Below are 16,089 nucleotides of genomic sequence, written 5' to 3'. Positions count from 1 at the left end.
TTTCGTGCTGACAGCTGCTGGCTTCTGATGTGATCGGGGGTGTTGTAAAGATGAAATATCGTGTGCCGAATGTTCGCCGAACGAAAAAATGTGTGATGTATCTCACTATTGTGATTTTGATGTCGTCGACGTTCTGGTCGTGCATTTGTAGTTTGCCGCGATATTCAAGGGAAAATGGATGGCTGAGAAGCGTATTGCAGATAGCGATCAAAAAACGATATCAGTCGCTTATTTCTAACATATATGGTCAGAAATAAGCGAAATTTGATGGTATGGTCTCACTTTGGCTCCGTCAAAACATGGCGGGTCGATTGGGATAGAAATCTATGAATAATGCAAAGAAAGCAACAAAATCGTTGAAGAAAGCAATGGTTTCCGCTGCAGCGCTTGTTGCTGGTGTCGCTATGCTGGCACCAGGCACGGCTCAGGCGAGTCAGACCAATTCGGGGTGTGTGACGGATCAAAGCTCCATCGTGCAATGCTTCCATGATTGGAGTCTTGCCTGGGCGGTTGCCGGCCAGACTCATAGCAGCATCAATGATGTCTTCACGTCTGCGATGGCTGATTCCGTCACCAATGTCAAGGCTAATGCTGTGTCAATACCTTGGAGGGTGTGCAGAATTTGCCGCATCTGCGTTCATTGACGGTCGGTTTCGGCAATGTCTATAATTTGCAGCCGCTTGCTGGGCTCAGCGAACTAAGCGATCTCACTTTGCGATACAACCATGTCGACAACGTAGCGCCGTTGGCGAGCGACGCCGGACTCAAGAACATCGACATGACCGGCAACAATGTGCACGATGTTTCGCCGCTTGCCGGCCTTCACGGTTTGCAGAGTCTTAATTTGGACCGCAACCATGTCGATGATTTGCGTCCTCTGTCGGGTCTGTCGAATCTGAGCAATGCGTCGTTTAGCCCGGAGGGCATTAATCGTCCCGATGCGGCATCTCCCGATAACGTGTCGCTTGAGAGCGCCGTCGCGGCGGATGGCTCGCACGTAACGCCTACGGCCATGGTTCCTGCGACTGGTGTCTATGATCCGGCGACCGGAACTGTGAATTGGGATCACGTGGATGATTCGCACAAGGTTTCGCTTCAATTCAAACAGAATGTGCGCGTCGGCGGAGCCAACGCAGCGTTCTCCGGTAGTGTCGAGCGTGCTGTGCCCGGGACGAATGATTCGCATCAAAATAACCAGGATCACCAGAACCAGAACCAAAATCAGAATCATGGGGACCAGAACCAGAACCATGGGGACCAGAATCATGGGGACCAGAACCATGGGGACCAGAACCAGAACCACGGGAACCAGAACCACGGGAACCAGGATCACCAGAACCATCAGGGCAACCACTCCAACCCCTCGGTGACCCGTACGTACCGAGTGCAGTTTGACTCGGAGCGTGGCAGCCGTGTCTTCGATCAGTGGGTTTCCGCCGGTCAGACCGCTTCTGAGCCGCAGGCTCCTACGCGTAGGGGTTATACGTTTGTTGGTTGGCAATACAATCACAAAACGTATGACTTCAGTACTCCAGTGACGCACGATATTCAGCTGCGCGCGCAGTGGGCGCGAAACTGAACAATCGAGTGATTGAAAAGTAAAAGTAGCTGATGTGCGGCGACGCGGCTTTGTGTATGCATCCGTTTGGGCGGTAGCGTGCATGAATGCTTGGGTCGCCGCATTCAACTTTATTTCCGTGGTCATCGGCATATTCATGCAAGACGACATCGACGTCGTCTCGATTCTCTGGGTGTGACTGCTTTGCGCGAGCGTGGGTGACGGAGTATGACTTTGCTGGCCGTATGTCTGAATCGATAGTAAAGATATCGCTTTATGTTCAAGCGCTTTATGCTAGGCGATTAGTCGATTGAGGGGCAAACCATAGGTGTTATTGTTTTTTAAAACTTATTATTTATTAATGAAGATATGGCGGCTGGTATGCAACGTGTTCGGGGGAATCGTGGCGGCAAGATCGCGTTGATTGTCGTGGCGTGCGTGCTTGCTGTTGCCGTGGCGATTGGGGGAATCGTGGCCAAGTATCATAACGATCAAGAGCAGTGGATGCATGATGTTGTGTATAGCAAAGAAGCCGACAAGATTTATAGAAACATTTTTAAATATGATGATCCGAACGCCTTTACTGAGAATGGGAAAATTCATACATATCAAGTTGACGACAAAAGTGTTCGGCATAATCCCATGGGTGGTATCAATCTTACGCTTTATGTGAATCATAAAGACGACCTGTATGTATATGTCACACTGAATAAAAATGGGGGTTCTGGTCCTCTGGAGGATAGTGTGGGCGGCTATTCCCGCGGGTATTCAGATTTAATTGGCGCTGAGTCGTGAAGCTTCTCGAAAGCATGAGAGTTGAGGAGGCGTGTTGATGACTTATACCGATAAACAGCGTAAAGAAATTGCAGCTGATGAGTACAACGATTATGCATTAGGGGAAAATGTAACGATTGGCGAACATCATGAAACTCATATTGGTTATGTTGCTGCCGTGAACCATAATTCCGCAACCGGGGAGGATTCATATGTGATTGTGGACGCGGATCCAAATGCCCAGGGCTATAAGCCGAGTGATGTAAAGCAGGTCACCGTTCTGTATCAGGGTTCGCAGAACGGGAGGGACTATGTAGAGGATGCTATCGACGGCGGCCAGATTCTTGACGTCGGCGGAATAATTAATCCTCTCCATGGTTTGTCTGACATCGCAGGTGATGTATTGGATGTGCCGGGTCGTAATGCGCCCTCGTCGCAACTATCGTCGTCGGCAGATACGCTCAAGAATACGTTGGCCAAGTATAAGAACGCAAAAGTCGATGTGTATGGCCATTCATTGGGGTCGATGGATGGCCAATATGCCTTGGCAAGTTTGAGTCCTGAAGAAGCCAACAGAATCGATGGGGCGTGGCTGTATGAAGGGCCGAATATGTATTCGTTCCTAACGGCCGATCAACGGCGGGTTGCCGATCAGCTCAGCGCCCGTGGCATCGTGCACAACTATATCGATCGCAAGGATCTTGTGCCCATAGGCTATGGAGCCAACGGGCATATCGGCGACCTTACTGTTGTCGATTCGAAGTGGGCTCCCGGAGAAATGAACGATGAATTGAAAAGCAAGGTTCCCGCGGTTTTCTTGGTGGGTGCCGGCAAATATATATGGTCTTGGTTTTTGGCGCAACATGATTGGGGCGGCTATCAGTTCGATAAGGATGGTCGGCTCAAGGTCACGGGCGACCATAAGGCTCTTGATGAAGCTTCGGAGCTGGCCGACAAGGAGCTTGGCGCCGTTGACGATGAGCGCAAGGCGCTTGAGAAAAATAATGGCGGCACGCTCACTGGCGCGGAAACGATTTATTTGGACGAACAGGAAGCTGGTGCGATCGTCAACGGTATTCATTCCCTGACGCAAAACGAATTACAAGAGATGCAGGGATGGTGCAATGGAGTGTGCGCCAAAGCCAGTGAGGAATGGCAGGGGACGTTGCATGATGCCACCATTGTCGGGCAGAATCTTTCTGCTGGAGAGGTAATGGATGCCTTGGCTGCGGGTGGCGCGACCGAAGAGCGTATCGCCAGTAATCCCCAGGCGCAGTATCAGGCTGAACTCAACGGTTTCGTCCAGCAAGTGAGCGTCTTCGACGACCTTGCCGGGAAAATTAACCAGGCGGTACAGACTCAGGTGTCAACCGACCAGCAACTTGCGTCACAGCTGAAAGCCATCGGGCAATGAGCGGATCGGAAGATGAACAGCGGGAACGGGAGATTCGCAGCCGTGCGTTTGCGCTACGAGACGCTAGGGATCGCGAATATGAACAGTACCGGCAGCGAGGCAAGCAACTGGACGGTGCCGAGGATGAGGTTCGCCATGCCCAGTGGGATTTCAATCAGCAGCTGCAGGACTTGGGTACTCGGGTTGTTGCGCTGCTGAGGCAGGGAGATGGCGATTCCGGCGACGCCATTGGCAACGCCTTGAGGGTGATTGAGCAGAATCGTCAGAGCGGTGAATCCGTGATCCGCGAAAAACTCCGTTATATCGATGACGTTCGTGAACAGCTTGCGCAGTCTCATCGCGAATGTGAGCGGGCCTTTGAGCGCGGGGAAGAAGACAACAGCAAACGGGCAAGAAGGAATAATGACTAATTTCTGGGATCAGGCTACGGCGGAGGCCGATCAGCTCTGGAATGGGATGAAAAAAGGTTGCGAACAGGCTGGTGCGGATGCACAGGCGATGCTCAACGGATGTCTCAAGCAAGCGGAAACGGGTATTATCAAAGACGTTGTGGCTCCTTGGCATGCAAGTCTTGCCTCGATTGACGTCAACCGGAACGAACGCGACAAGAACGCATTTCTTCACTCGGTAGCTGATGATTGGAGCAGTTATGCCGATAATGTTGACAGCAGCGCCCAAGGTGCATGGGCGACTCAGGCCAAGCAGACAATGCAGGATGAGGCTGCGAAAGTTCGCCCGGAATGAGCCGAATTATGGCGGATTCGCGCGGCCGTAGAGGCCATGGCGGCAAGGTCGTATTGGTTGTTGTGGCGTGCGTGTTTGCCGTTGCCGTGGTGATCGGTGGGATTGCGGCCAAATATCATCACGATCAAGAGCAGTGGATGCACGACGTTGTGTATAGCAAGGAAGCCGATAAGATTTATAGAAACATTTTTAAATATGATGATCCGAACGCCTTTACTGAGAATGGGAAAATTCATACATATCAAGTTGACGACAAAAGTGTTCGACGTAATCTCATGGGTGGCATCAATCTCACGCTTTATGTAAATCGCAGAAATGACTTGTATGTATATGTCACGCTGAATAAAAACGGCAGTTCCGGGCCTTTGGAGGATAGTGTGGGTGGTTATTCCAAGGGGTATTCGGATTTAATCGGCGCTGAATCGTAAAGCACATCTTGGCTATGGGGCTGAGGTGAGTCAGAATCCCGTGATTGGTGAAGGATTCCTGGCTATTAACGAAACGCTGGTATAGGCGTGACGGTAGGCTTGTAACGGCGAAATAACGCGAATCTCGGGAGGTTAGTATGCCTGGAATTGTTCTGATTGGTGCTCAATGGGGAGATGAAGGCAAAGGCAAGGCGACCGACCTTATCGGTACGAAGGTCGACTATGTCGCGCGCTTCAACGGTGGCAACAATGCGGGCCATACGGTGGTCGTCGGCGACGAGACCTATGCGCTGCACCTGCTGCCCAGCGGTGTGGTGAACCCGCACGTCACGCCGGTCATCGGCAACGGCGTCGTGGTTGATCCTGAAGTGCTCTTTGAAGAGATTGATGGACTTGAAGCCCGCGGCGTGGACTGCTCGAAACTGCGCGTCAGCGAATCCGCGCAGGTCATTGCGCCGTACCACCGCGTTATCGACAAGGTGACCGAACGCTTCCTCGGCAAGCACAAGATCGGTACCACCGGCCGCGGCATCGGCCCGGCCTACGCCGACAAGATCAACCGTGTGGGCATCCGCGTGCACGATCTCTTCGACGCCGACCGCTTGCACGACAAGGTCGAGGCCAGCCTGCACCAGAAGAACCAGATGCTCGTCAAGCTTTACAACCGTCGTCCGATTGACGTCGACGAGACCACCGACGAGCTGCTGAAGCTCGGTCAGCGCTTGAAGCCTTACGCCACCAACACCTCGCTGCTCTTGAACAAGGCAATTGCCGATGGCAAGACCGTGCTCTTCGAAGGCGGCCAGGCCACGATGCTCGACGTTGACCATGGCACGTATCCGTTCGTAACCTCTTCCAACCCGACCGCCGGCGGCGCCTGCACCGGCACGGGCGTCGGCCCCACCAAGATCGACCGCGTCATCGGCGTGGCCAAGGCGTACGTCACCCGCGTGGGCGAGGGCCCGTTCCCGACCGAGCTGCTGGACGATTCTGGCGAATGGCTGCGCGCGCAGGGCCACGAGTTCGGCGTGACCACCGGCCGTCCGCGTCGTTGTGGCTGGTTCGATGCCGTCGTCACCCGTTACGCCACGCAGGTTAATGGTCTGACCGACATCGTGCTCACCAAGCTCGACGTGCTGACCGGCCTCAACGAGATTCCGATCTGCGTCGCCTACGATGTCGACAACGGTGACGGCACCCACACCCGCTACGATGACATGCCTATCGACCAGGAGGCGTTCGCCAAGGCCAAGCCCGTCTACGAGACCATGCCCGGTTGGACCGAGGACATCTCGAAGGTCCACAAGTTCGAGGATTTGCCGGCTAATACCCAGGCTTATGTCAAGCGGCTTGAGGAGATTTCCAACTGCCGTATCTCCGCCATCGGCACCGGCCCGCAGCGCGACCACATCATCGAGGTGCGCTCGCTCGTCGACTGAGTGCTGATTGCTGAGTGCGTGTTATTGATATTGGCGCAAAAGTGCATTTTAGTGTTGCTAAAGTGCACTTTTTCTATACCGTCCTCAGAACGGTGTGCTTAAGGAGCAGTAGGCTGCATTTTTAGTGACAGTGTTGTCGTGGTGTGTTCGATGGACGCCAAGCTTATGCTTTTGTGACGTTGACGCCAGAAAAGCGCGGATTGATAGGTTGAACCTCGCTTCTTGTCGTCATATTCTGATAAATTCTAATCATCTATGTTATTTGGTCGCTACCGGATGAGTTGGGCGACAGTGATGTTGCTGTTGTTTTTGAGGAAGAGAGCACGATGTTCAAGCGAATAATTGGCATTGCAGTATCAGGTTTACTGGTCGTTGCCGGCATAGCTCCGTGGGACTCTGCGTTTGCCGGTTCCGTTGAAAACTCTGGAGTATCGTCGACACAGAATACACGAAGTAATGATATCGGCAAAGCTGGCGGGCGCCAAACGCGGGCACCGGGTGCCGTTTCGCAGTCGTCGGAGCAGTCGGAAAATACGGATTCTTGTGTGCCGCAAGTAGGTAAACTCGCCTCGTGTCTGGTGAATTCGAGTTTCGACTATCCTTATGACCTTTCCTTCAATAATGCTGGTTGGGATGACTGGGCAAGGGTCGATCCCCAACAAGGCCCTACTTCTCCGTGGCAAACAGTCTCTGATTGGAGTTATGAACGGTTTGGGTGGAATTCGACGCAAACGGTGAGCCCTGTTGGCGCCGTCGAAGTCAGACGTGATGCGGAATCGAACAATCGGTATGCCGAAATCACTGAATCCCAGTTGAATACCAGCATTTATCAGGATATTAAGACGGTTCCCGGAGCCACGTACCGATGGTCGTTGCGCCATACCAGTAAAACACGAGGCTTCGTCGACAAAATGCAAGTGGTAATTGGGGCTCCAGGGCAGGAGCAAGTGCAAAACAATGTCATGAGGACGGTCTCCAACGGCAATGATTCCGTGGGCGGGCCATTGACGGAAATCGCCACTAAAGTCACTAATTCCAGCCCTGCCAATCATGAAGGGCAATGGGAGACGTACGAGGGTGAGTACGTTGTGCCAAAAGGCGAGACAACCACCCGTTTCATGTTCCAGGCAACGGCTTCTCCAAGTTATGATAGCGGTAATGAAGTTGATGATATTACGTTCGTTAAGACGCGTTCATTGACCTATGATGCCAATGGCGGAGAGCAAGTTGCCTACGGACATTGAGGGTGGCCAAGGAGCGTGTGCCGTCTTGCATATGCCGGGTGATGCTCTGACTCTGCCCACTGCGGCAAAGGACGCGGACTGCTGGGATTCGAGTATGCTTACTCGGTCAGGTATGTCGTTTATGGGCTGGTCCCAAAGGGAAACGGATCCCGTGGCTGTTGCTGCTGACCCATCAAGTGCCGGAGTCGTTTCAACGCTGACCATGCCGGAGAAAGATGTGAAACTGTATGCAGTGTGGAAGGCCGATCCCGCTGAACTTCGCTTCGATGCTAATGGTGGTACGGGGACGACGGCTGCGGTTGTAGGCGTAACCGGGCAGGCTGTGACCGTTCCCAATAGTGGGTTCACCCGTCCGGGATATTCATTTGCCGGATGGAACACACAAGCTGACGGAAAGGGTGATACTTACGCTGCCAATGCGACTTACCGTATGCCTGCCAGTGGTGTAACTCTTTATGCGGTGTGGAAGGCGGAGAGTGCAAAGATTACGTATGATGCCAATGGTGGCACGGGCGTGACCGCCGCGACGTCCGGTGCAACCGGGCAGGACGTGGAGTTGGCAGAGAACGGTTTTGCCCGTAACGGCTATTCGTTTGCTGGGTGGAATACGCAGGCCGATGGCAAAGGCACGAGTTATGCCGCGCAAAGCTCGTATCGTTTGCCGGCTGGCAGCTCTGTTTTATATGCGATATGGAAGGCTGAGGCTGCGACGGCTCATTTTGATACCGAGTGCGGCAAGGTATTTGATATTCAAGGTGTGACCGATGAAGTGGTGACGTTGCCTGAGTGCTCCTGCACCCGTGCGGGGTACCATTTCGTTGGATGGAGCGATACAGCGGTGAAGCACATTGCCGCTCGGACAATTTATCCGAGCGGATCTACGTACCGAATTCCTGCCGGAGGTGCTACGCTGTTGGGTATATGGGCTGCTGATGCGGCTGATGTCCGTTACGATGCTAACGGCGGTAGTGGATCCATGCAGGCTTCTGTTGGCGTTACAGATCAGAGAATCGCGATTGCTGCCAATACATTCGTTCGTTCAGGGTACACATTTGCTGGGTGGAACACCGTCTCCGATGGAAGCGGTCAGAGTTATCAGTCAGGAGACAATGTGAATCTGCCCGCTGGGGGATTACAGTTGTATGCGCAATGGACAAAGAAGGATAGTGACCCTTCTGCTGGTGGCGGTAGCTCGGCTTCTGGCGGAAATGCTGGCGGGCTGACTCCCGGAAATGGCAGTGAAACGGGTAATAATTCGGAAGGAAGCAACCCAAGCGGTAATGGGCAACAACATGCTGGTGCCCCGTCTGTTCCGCCGTCTGCTTCCGGCGACCCGAATTCTTCGAATCCTTGGGCTCCCCAGACTTCTCGCAATCGTTCTCGTACTGGCGGTGACCAATCTCATGCGACTTCCGGCCTAGCGGTCACAGGAGTCACGGTAAGTTTGGTTGCAGCGATTTCCGGTGCCCTTCTTGCAATAGCTGGCTTGGTGATATTGTTCAGGCGCCGTTTGGATGATATGGAATAATTAGTGGATTGATTTCGATTCTGTTGCCGTCATCACCGTTACGAGTTCACTGTATGCGCTTCATTATGGCATGGCTGACCTCGGATGTGTGCTCAAGGATGTCGAAAAGTGCGTTTTACGGTTTTTAAAGTGTGATTTTCTGGTGTCAGGTCAGAATGATGCACTTTTTAGAGGCGTGAATAGTGCGTTTTAACGTGCCCGGATACGCCTTTCTGGCGCTGGTAACAGAATGGTGCGCTCGGGAATTACGGCTTGCGTTTTTAATTGTTGATGCGTGGCGGAGGTCGTTACCGGTTTCGCAGAGATAGAACGTATCGGCGGAACGTAACGAACGCAGCGAGGAGAATGGCGGCGGCGCCGATTAGCGCAGCAACCGCTACTGCGATGCGCCGGAAAAGGCCGCCGGTGAAGGGCAACGAAGTCACGCTGGTCGGGGCGCCGCCAAGGAACGCCTCAGGTGAGATGACGCTGAGCTGGGTGCCTCCGCCTCCTGAGGCGTTGTTGCGCCAGACGTCGTCGATATAAAGGTGCGAGCTGGTGTCATAGCTGTCGGCGTTGTTGAAGGTAATGCTCTCGGGCAGATCGAGGCTCCAATTGTGGGCGGTGGTGCCGTCGAAAGCCGCTGTGTTGTCCACGGTCGCAGTGCCGCAGACGTAGCTGCCGGCTGCAGCGCCCATTGGTTTGACGCAGGTCTTGACCGAATTATCGCTGCCTTGGGTGAGCGGGGTGACCGTGAGCGGTCCGTCGATGGCGCCGGATTGATATTGCGTGTAAACCCAGATGTATGGTTTGCCGGTGACGTTGAGATTGGCTGACCATACATTATTGAGACCGCCAAGCCAGGAAGGGAAACTGGGAACTTGAATATAGGAGGTCGGCATCCCAAAGACCTGTGTGCAGCCTGCTGGAATGTCGTTGTTATCGTTGCTCCAGCCGGTTTTGCCGGGGGCGCTGTGCCGTTGGGGCCGGTGGTGTTGGTGGAGCAGGCGCGTATGCGCACGGTGACCACTTGCCCGCCGGATGAGGTGCCGGTGCCGGAAGCGGTGCCGGCGATGGAAAGTGTTCCGTCCGAAGTGAGCGTCGCCGCATCGACTTTCAGTCCCCTGCTCGAAGAGCCGCCAACGGTGGGAGGGCCGATGACGTTCCAGGGCTGGGCGGTACCGGTCGCGATGACATGGTGGTTTGTCGGGTCGCGGTGCACTTCGCTGATGACGGGAGCCTTCGCCTCGTGCCACACGGCATAGAGCGTCAGGGTTTTGGCTGTTGGGTGCGAGCTGTCGTACTGCCAGAAGGTCGGCGCGTGGTTTCCGGGGTTATAAGCGGGATCCGGTTGCGTGGCCGTCGGGCTGGTGGCCCAGCCGGCGAACATATCGTGCTCGCCTTTGGTGGGGATGACGTTCGCGGGAATGGGGGATGTGGTGAGGTAATGGTCGTCCACGTCGGCGAAGCCGGACATGTCGGCCGGAGCGCCCGTACCGCCATTGGCATCGAAGGTGATATTGTAATACGCCATCATGCCGTTTTTCGAAACAGGTCCGGCCGTTACGGTGTTGCCGGTGAGAGGGTCGGTCATGGTGGTCAGCGCTTTGATGGCGTAGGTTCGGCCCATCACGGGTTGGATGCTGGCTATGGGAATTCCTGTTTCCGTCCATGTGCCGGTGCCTGTTTCGGCTTTGTTATAGCCCAAGGGCGTGGTGATGGTGGTGGTGCTGTTGGCGAGAGCATTGGCTACAAATGAGTCGGTTCCGGCCGCAGTGTTCGATACGATGATGTCTGCGGTCGGGCTCGCGCCAAGGGGAGCGTGGACGATTGGTGAGTTGTTGTCGATTATGGGCGCCGGTACCTTGGTCCACTGGGCGTAAAGCGTGATGGTTCTGACGGGGTTGGAATCGCCTTGGGCCACGGTGATGGTGTCGTTCGGCTGGTAGGCTTGGCAGCCTCCCGTGGTGCCGCCGCCCGCGCAGGTGTTCCAGCCGGTGAAGACGTATTGGGGCTTGTTTGCTGTGAGCACGTTGCCACGCGGTACGGTAATGGTCACCGCTGCGGTGGTGGTGTCGTAGGAGACCGGGGTAAAGCTGGTGTTGCCGCCGTTGGCGTCAACGCTCAGCTGCACACTGGTCGACATCAGTCTTGCGTCCCAATACGATCCGGCAGGGTTGCTGGAAGTTACCCGCGTTTCGAGCGCATCCAGATTGCCGATATGCCCGATGTGTGAGGCGTTGTCGTTGAGGCTTGACATTTCCTCCCAGTTGATGGAGCTATCAACATTCGATAATGCGGTGCGGATCAGTTTGGTGTTTGCGCCGAGCTTCAGACGGCGCATTCCGCTGGGCAGCAGGTTGGTCATCGATGTGGTCTGGCTAGTGTCGAAGCCGGAGATATCGAGCGTCGCAAGGTTCGTGCATCCGTCGAACATGTAGTCCGTGGTGGTGACGAGGGGAGTGGTGAAGTTGGGCTGAATCCACGAGGTCAGTGACGAGCAGTCATTGAACATGTAACTCATGTCGGTCACCTTGGAGGTGTTGAAACTCGAGAGGTTTACGGAGGTGAGGGCATTGCAGCTTTGGAACATCGCGTTCATGTTGTTGACGCTGGCGGTATTGAATTTGGACAGATCGAGGGAGGTGAGTGTGGAACAGCCTGCGAACATGCGGGCCATGCTTTTCACGGAGTGGGTATCGAATTTGGATAAATCGAGTGAGGCCAGTAGCGAGCAGCCGTTGAACATGCTGGACATGCTGGTCACGTTGCCCGTTGTGAAATTGCCGGAGAAACGGATCGACGTGAGGGCGTTGGCGCCGTTGAACATATCGCTCATGTCTTCCACGTTGGCGGTGTTGAAGCCGGAGAGGTCCAGCTGCGTCAACCCCGTGCAGAAGTAGAACATGCTGGCCATGCCTGTGGCCTGACTGGTGTCCCAGCCGGTGATGCCTTTGATGGAGGAAAGCGAGGTGCAGCTGTCGAACAGTCCGGCCGCCGCGGATTCGGCCAGGTGCAGAGAGCCGCCTGTGGTGTCGACGCTGGTGAGGCTGTACATGTCGGTGAACATGGGATTGAGGTCGATATTGCTTTTGAACAAGGTGAGGTTGCCTTCAACCTTGATGCCGACGATGCTGCCGCGCCGCGAATTCCAGGGTATGCTGCTTGCCCTGTTTTGGATATCCGGGCTGGTTCCGCCAGTGAGGTGCAGTACACAATCGCTGGTGATTTGCCATCGGACGATGCTGCGATCCTGACCGCTCACGCCTGTAGCGCCGGCGTACGGTGTGCCCCAGTTGGCCCAGTTTGTCGCTCTGCAAGTGGCTTGGGGCCCTATCTGCGGAGCGGATGTTTCGTCTTGTGGCTTGATTTGGTTCGAGGTCTTTACCACGTTGTTGCTTCCGGAGTTGGCGGAGCCGGCTGACGACGTCGCGGACGGGATATCGGAACCGTTTACCGGTGAGGCGGTGCTATCGGCGCTCGCAAAAACCGCGCAGGAGGTCATGACTGCGCATACCGCTGCCGCGACGAGACGCAGCGGGGTTGTGTACCAGCGTTTTTTCATCGGTAATCACCTCTCCGAAGCGCTTGAGGCAACGCATAGAAAGCCTGCAAAGCCTCCGAGCCACTGTTGCGGACGGAGGTTTGAAATGGGAATTGTAATGCGTGTGGGCGATTTACCACAGGCCGAGCAGTTTCCACCAAAGGGTGCCGACGCCGGCGTAGATGACGAGGTTGACGAGACTGACGATAAAGCCGGTCTTCCACCATTCCTTTTGGCTGACGTACCCGGTCGAGAAGTAGATCGACGCAGTGCCGGTGCCGTAGTGGGTCGTGCCGGGGGAGACGCAGGTCAACAGGCCGAGCAGCATGGTCGCCACAATCGGCGGTACCCCAATCGAGACCAGGATGAGCGCGAACGGAATAAAGAACGTCTGTACGTGGACGAGCACGCTGGTAAGCAGGTAGTGCACATAAAGGTAGAGCAGCACGATGACCACGATAGCCAGCCATGCCGGGATGCCCGCCACGCTTGAGGTGAGGACCTTCTTGATCCAGCCGACCACGCCGGTCTCGTTGAGATAACCGGTGACGCCGATGAGCGGCGCGAGCCACAGCAGGATGTTCCAGCCCTGCTTTTCGGCGAAGACGTCATCGAGGTCGATGATACGCAGGACGAGCAGGACGGTCAGGCCGAGCAGTGCGATGATGGTGTTGTCGAGCTTGGTGACCGACGAGGTGCCCCAAAGGATGACGACCAGAACGAACGCGGCGATCATCAGATACTCGTTGACCGCCATCTTCGGCATCTTCTTCAACGCATTCTGGGCGGTTTTGTGAACGACGGAGAGGTCGGCACTCTGGCTTTCCGGGTGATGGATGGCGAGGATGACAATCGGCACTATCACGGCCGCGAGCAGCGTGGGCACGCTGGCGTAGGTGAACCATTGGAACCATGAGATTGTGATATGGAAGGTGCTGGCGGCCATACTTGCCACCAGCGGATTCGTGGCCATCGAGGTGAGGAAGAGCCCGCCGATGATGAGGTTCAGGTGGAACGTGGCCAAGGTGAGGAACGAACTGACCGAACGTTTGCTCGGGTCTTTCGGCTCGTCGAGTGCCTCGACCAGCGACTGGTTGATGGGGAAGAGGATGCCGGCGCCGCGCGCGTTGGTGTTGGGGATGACCGGCGCCAGAATCAGGTCGCAGATGGCCATGACGTAGGCCAGTGCCAGCGGGCTGCGGCCGAAATGCGCGATGAGCCAGTAGGCCATGCGCGCGCCGAGATTGGTCTTGCGGAAGCCGATGGCCATGAAGAACGCGAAAAGCACGAGCCACACCGGCCCGGACCCGAAGAACGAGATGAGCGTACCAGCCGGCATGGTGAAGGTCAGACCCAGCAGCGACATCATCGTCAGTGAGAGGATCGACAGCGGCGCGACGTTGAGCACGCAGCCGGCCAGGAAGAAGAGCACGATGGCGAAGCTATGCCAGCCGGCGGTCTGCACATGCGCCGGAGCGGGCGTGAACCACATGAATATGAGGCCGATGCAGCAAAGGAGGAAGAGGGCTAGGGGAATCTTCTTCTTGGTGAGTACCGAAGACATAATGGCTGCTCACGGTCCTTTCGAATCACGGCTTTTCATTCTCTTTTTAAAAGGTTTCCGCTACTTTCCACGCACGCTATGAAGCGCACGAAACCCACGGTTATGCCTACCGTACATGGTCGGATTTTGTATTGCACTGGATGGCTTGGGGTATTCTGCCTAACGGATTTTTGAGAACCTGCCATTTATTCATATAGTGTCGGAGAAACAAAAATTCCCTCCGACAATTGTCGTGTTATTCGTTAAAGAAACTAGCAAAAATCCCCGATTTCGTCTTCGCTGACAATGAAATACAGCAATCAACAAAAGGTCGGTTGCCAGATTTTAAAAAATAGATTGATAGAGCAAATTCTATTTTGCTATCGACCGACCTGGTTATCTACCTTGAGCTCATTGCAAATCACAGGCAGAAAGCGGCATAGAGCGGAACGCTTTCGATGCCGTTTTCTTGGCCGAAGTTCTTGGTGGAAAGCCGGATGGATCGTTGCGGCTGGTACTTGGACTTGTAGACGTTGAGGCTGCGCGAGCGGACGTTGTCGGAGGATTTCACCTCGATCGGTGTGGCGGTGCGTAGCGTTGTCGGGTCGCCGAGAGCTGCAATGAAATCCACTTCCGCGTCGCTGTTACTGGTCCAGTAGCGCAGGGTGTGATCGCTTGCTGTGAGTGTTTGCGCCACATAGTTTTCGGTGAACGCGCCAAGGTCAAGCGAGCCGCGCAGCTGCGGGTTGAGCAGGGTTTCGACGGGTAGTTCGCTCATCGCGCCGAGCAGGCCGGTATCGGCCATATAGATTTTGAATGCCGAACGGTTTTCGTGCAGTGCGAGTGGAAGCTGGCCGGAAGTGATTTGCACGCAACGGCTCACTAGTCCTGCAGTTTCTAGCCAGTCGAGGGCGAAGGCATACTGGCTCGCTCGCCCCCACTGTGAACGATCTTGTACTGGAATTTATGGTTTTCTTTGGCCAATTGTGCGGGAATGCTGTTGAATGCCTCGCGTATGCGTGCGGTTTCGGTGGGTGAGGCGTATTTGGCCATGTCGGCAACGTAAAGGTCGAGAATGTTGCGCTGTATGGTGCGAATTGCGCCAAAATCGTGGTTGTCGGCAACGTAGGTGGCCACGGCTTCAGGCATGCCGCCGCAGAGCAAGTAGGACCAGTAGCGGTCGAGCGCGTCGTCGTGGCGTACGTATTGCTCAGATAATTTGTATTGCGCTCGTATGTCGTCGCGCATGGTTTCGTCGCCGAGCGCGAGCAGGAATTCGTCGAAGCTCATCGGCCGCAGCGTCATGGTTTCGACCTTGCCGACGGGCGCCGAAAACCCTTCGCGTTTGATGGTGACGCCGAGTAGGCTTCCGGCAGCGATGACGAACGAGCCCGGCAGGGTTTCGTTGAAATATTTGAGGCTGGCCAGTGCGCGGTTCGAGGCTTGGATTTCGTCAAGGACCACGAGCGTTTTGCCCGGATCGATCGGTTTGCCTTGAATCTGGCCGAGTTTGCGCAGGATGGTTTTCGGCTCAATGTCGCCGTCGAACGCGCTGCGGGCGGCAGCATTGGCTTCGAGATCGAAGTAGGCCATGTCATTGAATTCGTCGTGGCCGAAATGCCGGATAAGGTAGCTTTTGCCGGTCTGTCTGGCGCCATAGATGAGAAGAGGCTTGCGCTCGCAGTTCTGCTTCCATGCAAGAAGCTGCTTCGTGGCGTTGCGGTACATGTTTTGCCCCCTGCTGTTATAAGCCCGATTTACCTGTTTCTTGCCTATCCATCATACCCGATTACCGAAGTTATCTCCGAAAAAATGTCAATTAATCCATTTTTATCTCCAAAAAAATGTAAATTTCTACACTTTTTTGGAGATATTTGCGAAACGTGAGTGTCTG

The 16,089-nt window shown here is 54.9% G+C and carries 14 protein-coding genes; 10 read left to right on the top strand and 4 right to left on the bottom strand.

The window, feature by feature from the left end:
• Positions 1–326 precede the first annotated feature (326 nt).
• The 10 genes from OZX74_RS08840 to OZX74_RS08795 all read left to right on the top strand — a co-directional run bounded on the left by OZX74_RS08840 (position 327) and on the right by OZX74_RS08795 (position 9,129).
• Positions 327–644: a hypothetical protein gene (locus OZX74_RS08840; protein ID WP_277156541.1), complete on the top strand. Its 318-nt coding sequence runs from the start codon at positions 327–329 to the stop codon at positions 642–644.
• A complete protein-coding gene (locus OZX74_RS08835; protein ID WP_277156540.1) occupies positions 614–1,579 on the top strand; it encodes an InlB B-repeat-containing protein in 966 nt (321 codons plus the stop codon). Before OZX74_RS08840 ends, OZX74_RS08835 begins: the two co-directional genes overlap by 31 nt.
• A gap of 348 nt (positions 1,580–1,927) precedes the next feature.
• Positions 1,928–2,353, top strand: coding sequence for a DUF1310 family protein (locus tag OZX74_RS08830; RefSeq protein ID WP_277156539.1), 426 nt, complete (start codon positions 1,928–1,930; stop codon positions 2,351–2,353).
• Between the two features lie 34 nt (positions 2,354–2,387).
• Positions 2,388–3,746, top strand: coding sequence for a hypothetical protein (locus OZX74_RS08825; protein WP_277156538.1), 1,359 nt, complete (start codon positions 2,388–2,390; stop codon positions 3,744–3,746).
• Positions 3,743–4,156, top strand: coding sequence for a hypothetical protein (locus OZX74_RS08820; protein ID WP_277156537.1), 414 nt, complete (start codon positions 3,743–3,745; stop codon positions 4,154–4,156). The genes OZX74_RS08825 and OZX74_RS08820 overlap by 4 nt, the downstream gene beginning before the upstream one ends.
• Positions 4,149–4,490 carry a hypothetical protein gene (locus OZX74_RS08815; protein ID WP_277156536.1) on the top strand — a complete coding sequence of 114 codons (342 nt, stop codon included), beginning with the start codon at positions 4,149–4,151 and terminating at the stop codon, positions 4,488–4,490. Before OZX74_RS08820 ends, OZX74_RS08815 begins: the two co-directional genes overlap by 8 nt.
• A gap of 8 nt (positions 4,491–4,498) precedes the next feature.
• On the top strand, positions 4,499–4,918 hold the full coding sequence (locus OZX74_RS08810; RefSeq protein WP_277156535.1) for a DUF1310 family protein: 420 nt from the start codon (positions 4,499–4,501) through the stop codon (positions 4,916–4,918).
• Between the two features lie 137 nt (positions 4,919–5,055).
• On the top strand, positions 5,056–6,357 hold the full coding sequence (locus tag OZX74_RS08805; RefSeq protein WP_277156534.1) for an adenylosuccinate synthase: 1,302 nt from the start codon (positions 5,056–5,058) through the stop codon (positions 6,355–6,357).
• Between the two features lie 281 nt (positions 6,358–6,638).
• Complete coding sequence (locus tag OZX74_RS08800) at positions 6,639–7,601, top strand: hypothetical protein (RefSeq protein WP_277156533.1); 963 nt, start codon at positions 6,639–6,641, stop codon at positions 7,599–7,601.
• Positions 7,561–9,129, top strand: coding sequence for an InlB B-repeat-containing protein (locus OZX74_RS08795; RefSeq protein WP_348519550.1), 1,569 nt, complete (start codon positions 7,561–7,563; stop codon positions 9,127–9,129). The genes OZX74_RS08800 and OZX74_RS08795 overlap by 41 nt, the downstream gene beginning before the upstream one ends.
• Positions 9,130–9,550: 421 nt before the next feature.
• On the opposite strand, the gene OZX74_RS08790 is transcribed toward OZX74_RS08795, so the two are convergent.
• From OZX74_RS08790 to OZX74_RS08775, 4 genes are all read right to left on the bottom strand, one after another.
• Positions 9,551–12,673: a BspA family leucine-rich repeat surface protein gene (locus OZX74_RS08790; protein ID WP_277156531.1), complete on the bottom strand. Its 3,123-nt coding sequence runs from the start codon at positions 12,671–12,673 to the stop codon at positions 9,551–9,553.
• Positions 12,674–12,785: 112 nt separating this feature from the next.
• Positions 12,786–14,216: a DASS family sodium-coupled anion symporter gene (locus OZX74_RS08785; protein ID WP_277156530.1), complete on the bottom strand. Its 1,431-nt coding sequence runs from the start codon at positions 14,214–14,216 to the stop codon at positions 12,786–12,788.
• Between the two features lie 400 nt (positions 14,217–14,616).
• Positions 14,617–15,066 carry a DUF4143 domain-containing protein gene (locus OZX74_RS08780; RefSeq protein ID WP_277156529.1) on the bottom strand — a complete coding sequence of 150 codons (450 nt, stop codon included), beginning with the start codon at positions 15,064–15,066 and terminating at the stop codon, positions 14,617–14,619.
• Between the two features lie 26 nt (positions 15,067–15,092).
• Positions 15,093–15,923, bottom strand: coding sequence for an AAA family ATPase (locus OZX74_RS08775; protein ID WP_277156528.1), 831 nt, complete (start codon positions 15,921–15,923; stop codon positions 15,093–15,095).
• Between the last annotated feature and the right edge of the window lie 166 nt (positions 15,924–16,089).

The sequence above is a fragment of the Bifidobacterium sp. ESL0798 genome (assembly GCF_029395415.1).
Lineage (GTDB): Bacteria > Actinomycetota > Actinomycetes > Actinomycetales > Bifidobacteriaceae > Bifidobacterium.
This window is presented reverse-complemented; position numbering and strand designations above follow the sequence as displayed.

What these genes read in the sequence shown, in the direction of transcription:
- OZX74_RS08815 (WP_277156536.1), top strand. Translation starts at nt 4,149, where the DNA reads ATGACTAATTTCTGGGATCAGGCTACGGCGGAGGCCGATCAGCTCTGG.
- OZX74_RS08795 (WP_348519550.1), top strand. Translation starts at nt 7,561, where the DNA reads ATGATGCCAATGGCGGAGAGCAAGTTGCCTACGGACATTGAGGGTGGC.
- OZX74_RS08775 (WP_277156528.1), bottom strand. Translation starts at nt 15,923, where the DNA reads ATGTACCGCAACGCCACGAAGCAGCTTCTTGCATGGAAGCAGAACTGC.
- OZX74_RS08790 (WP_277156531.1), bottom strand. Translation starts at nt 12,673, where the DNA reads ATGAAAAAACGCTGGTACACAACCCCGCTGCGTCTCGTCGCGGCAGCG.
- OZX74_RS08840 (WP_277156541.1), top strand. Translation starts at nt 327, where the DNA reads ATGAATAATGCAAAGAAAGCAACAAAATCGTTGAAGAAAGCAATGGTT.
- OZX74_RS08830 (WP_277156539.1), top strand. Translation starts at nt 1,928, where the DNA reads ATGGCGGCTGGTATGCAACGTGTTCGGGGGAATCGTGGCGGCAAGATC.
- OZX74_RS08820 (WP_277156537.1), top strand. Translation starts at nt 3,743, where the DNA reads ATGAGCGGATCGGAAGATGAACAGCGGGAACGGGAGATTCGCAGCCGT.
- OZX74_RS08805 (WP_277156534.1), top strand. Translation starts at nt 5,056, where the DNA reads ATGCCTGGAATTGTTCTGATTGGTGCTCAATGGGGAGATGAAGGCAAA.
- OZX74_RS08785 (WP_277156530.1), bottom strand. Translation starts at nt 14,216, where the DNA reads ATGTCTTCGGTACTCACCAAGAAGAAGATTCCCCTAGCCCTCTTCCTC.
- OZX74_RS08810 (WP_277156535.1), top strand. Translation starts at nt 4,499, where the DNA reads ATGGCGGATTCGCGCGGCCGTAGAGGCCATGGCGGCAAGGTCGTATTG.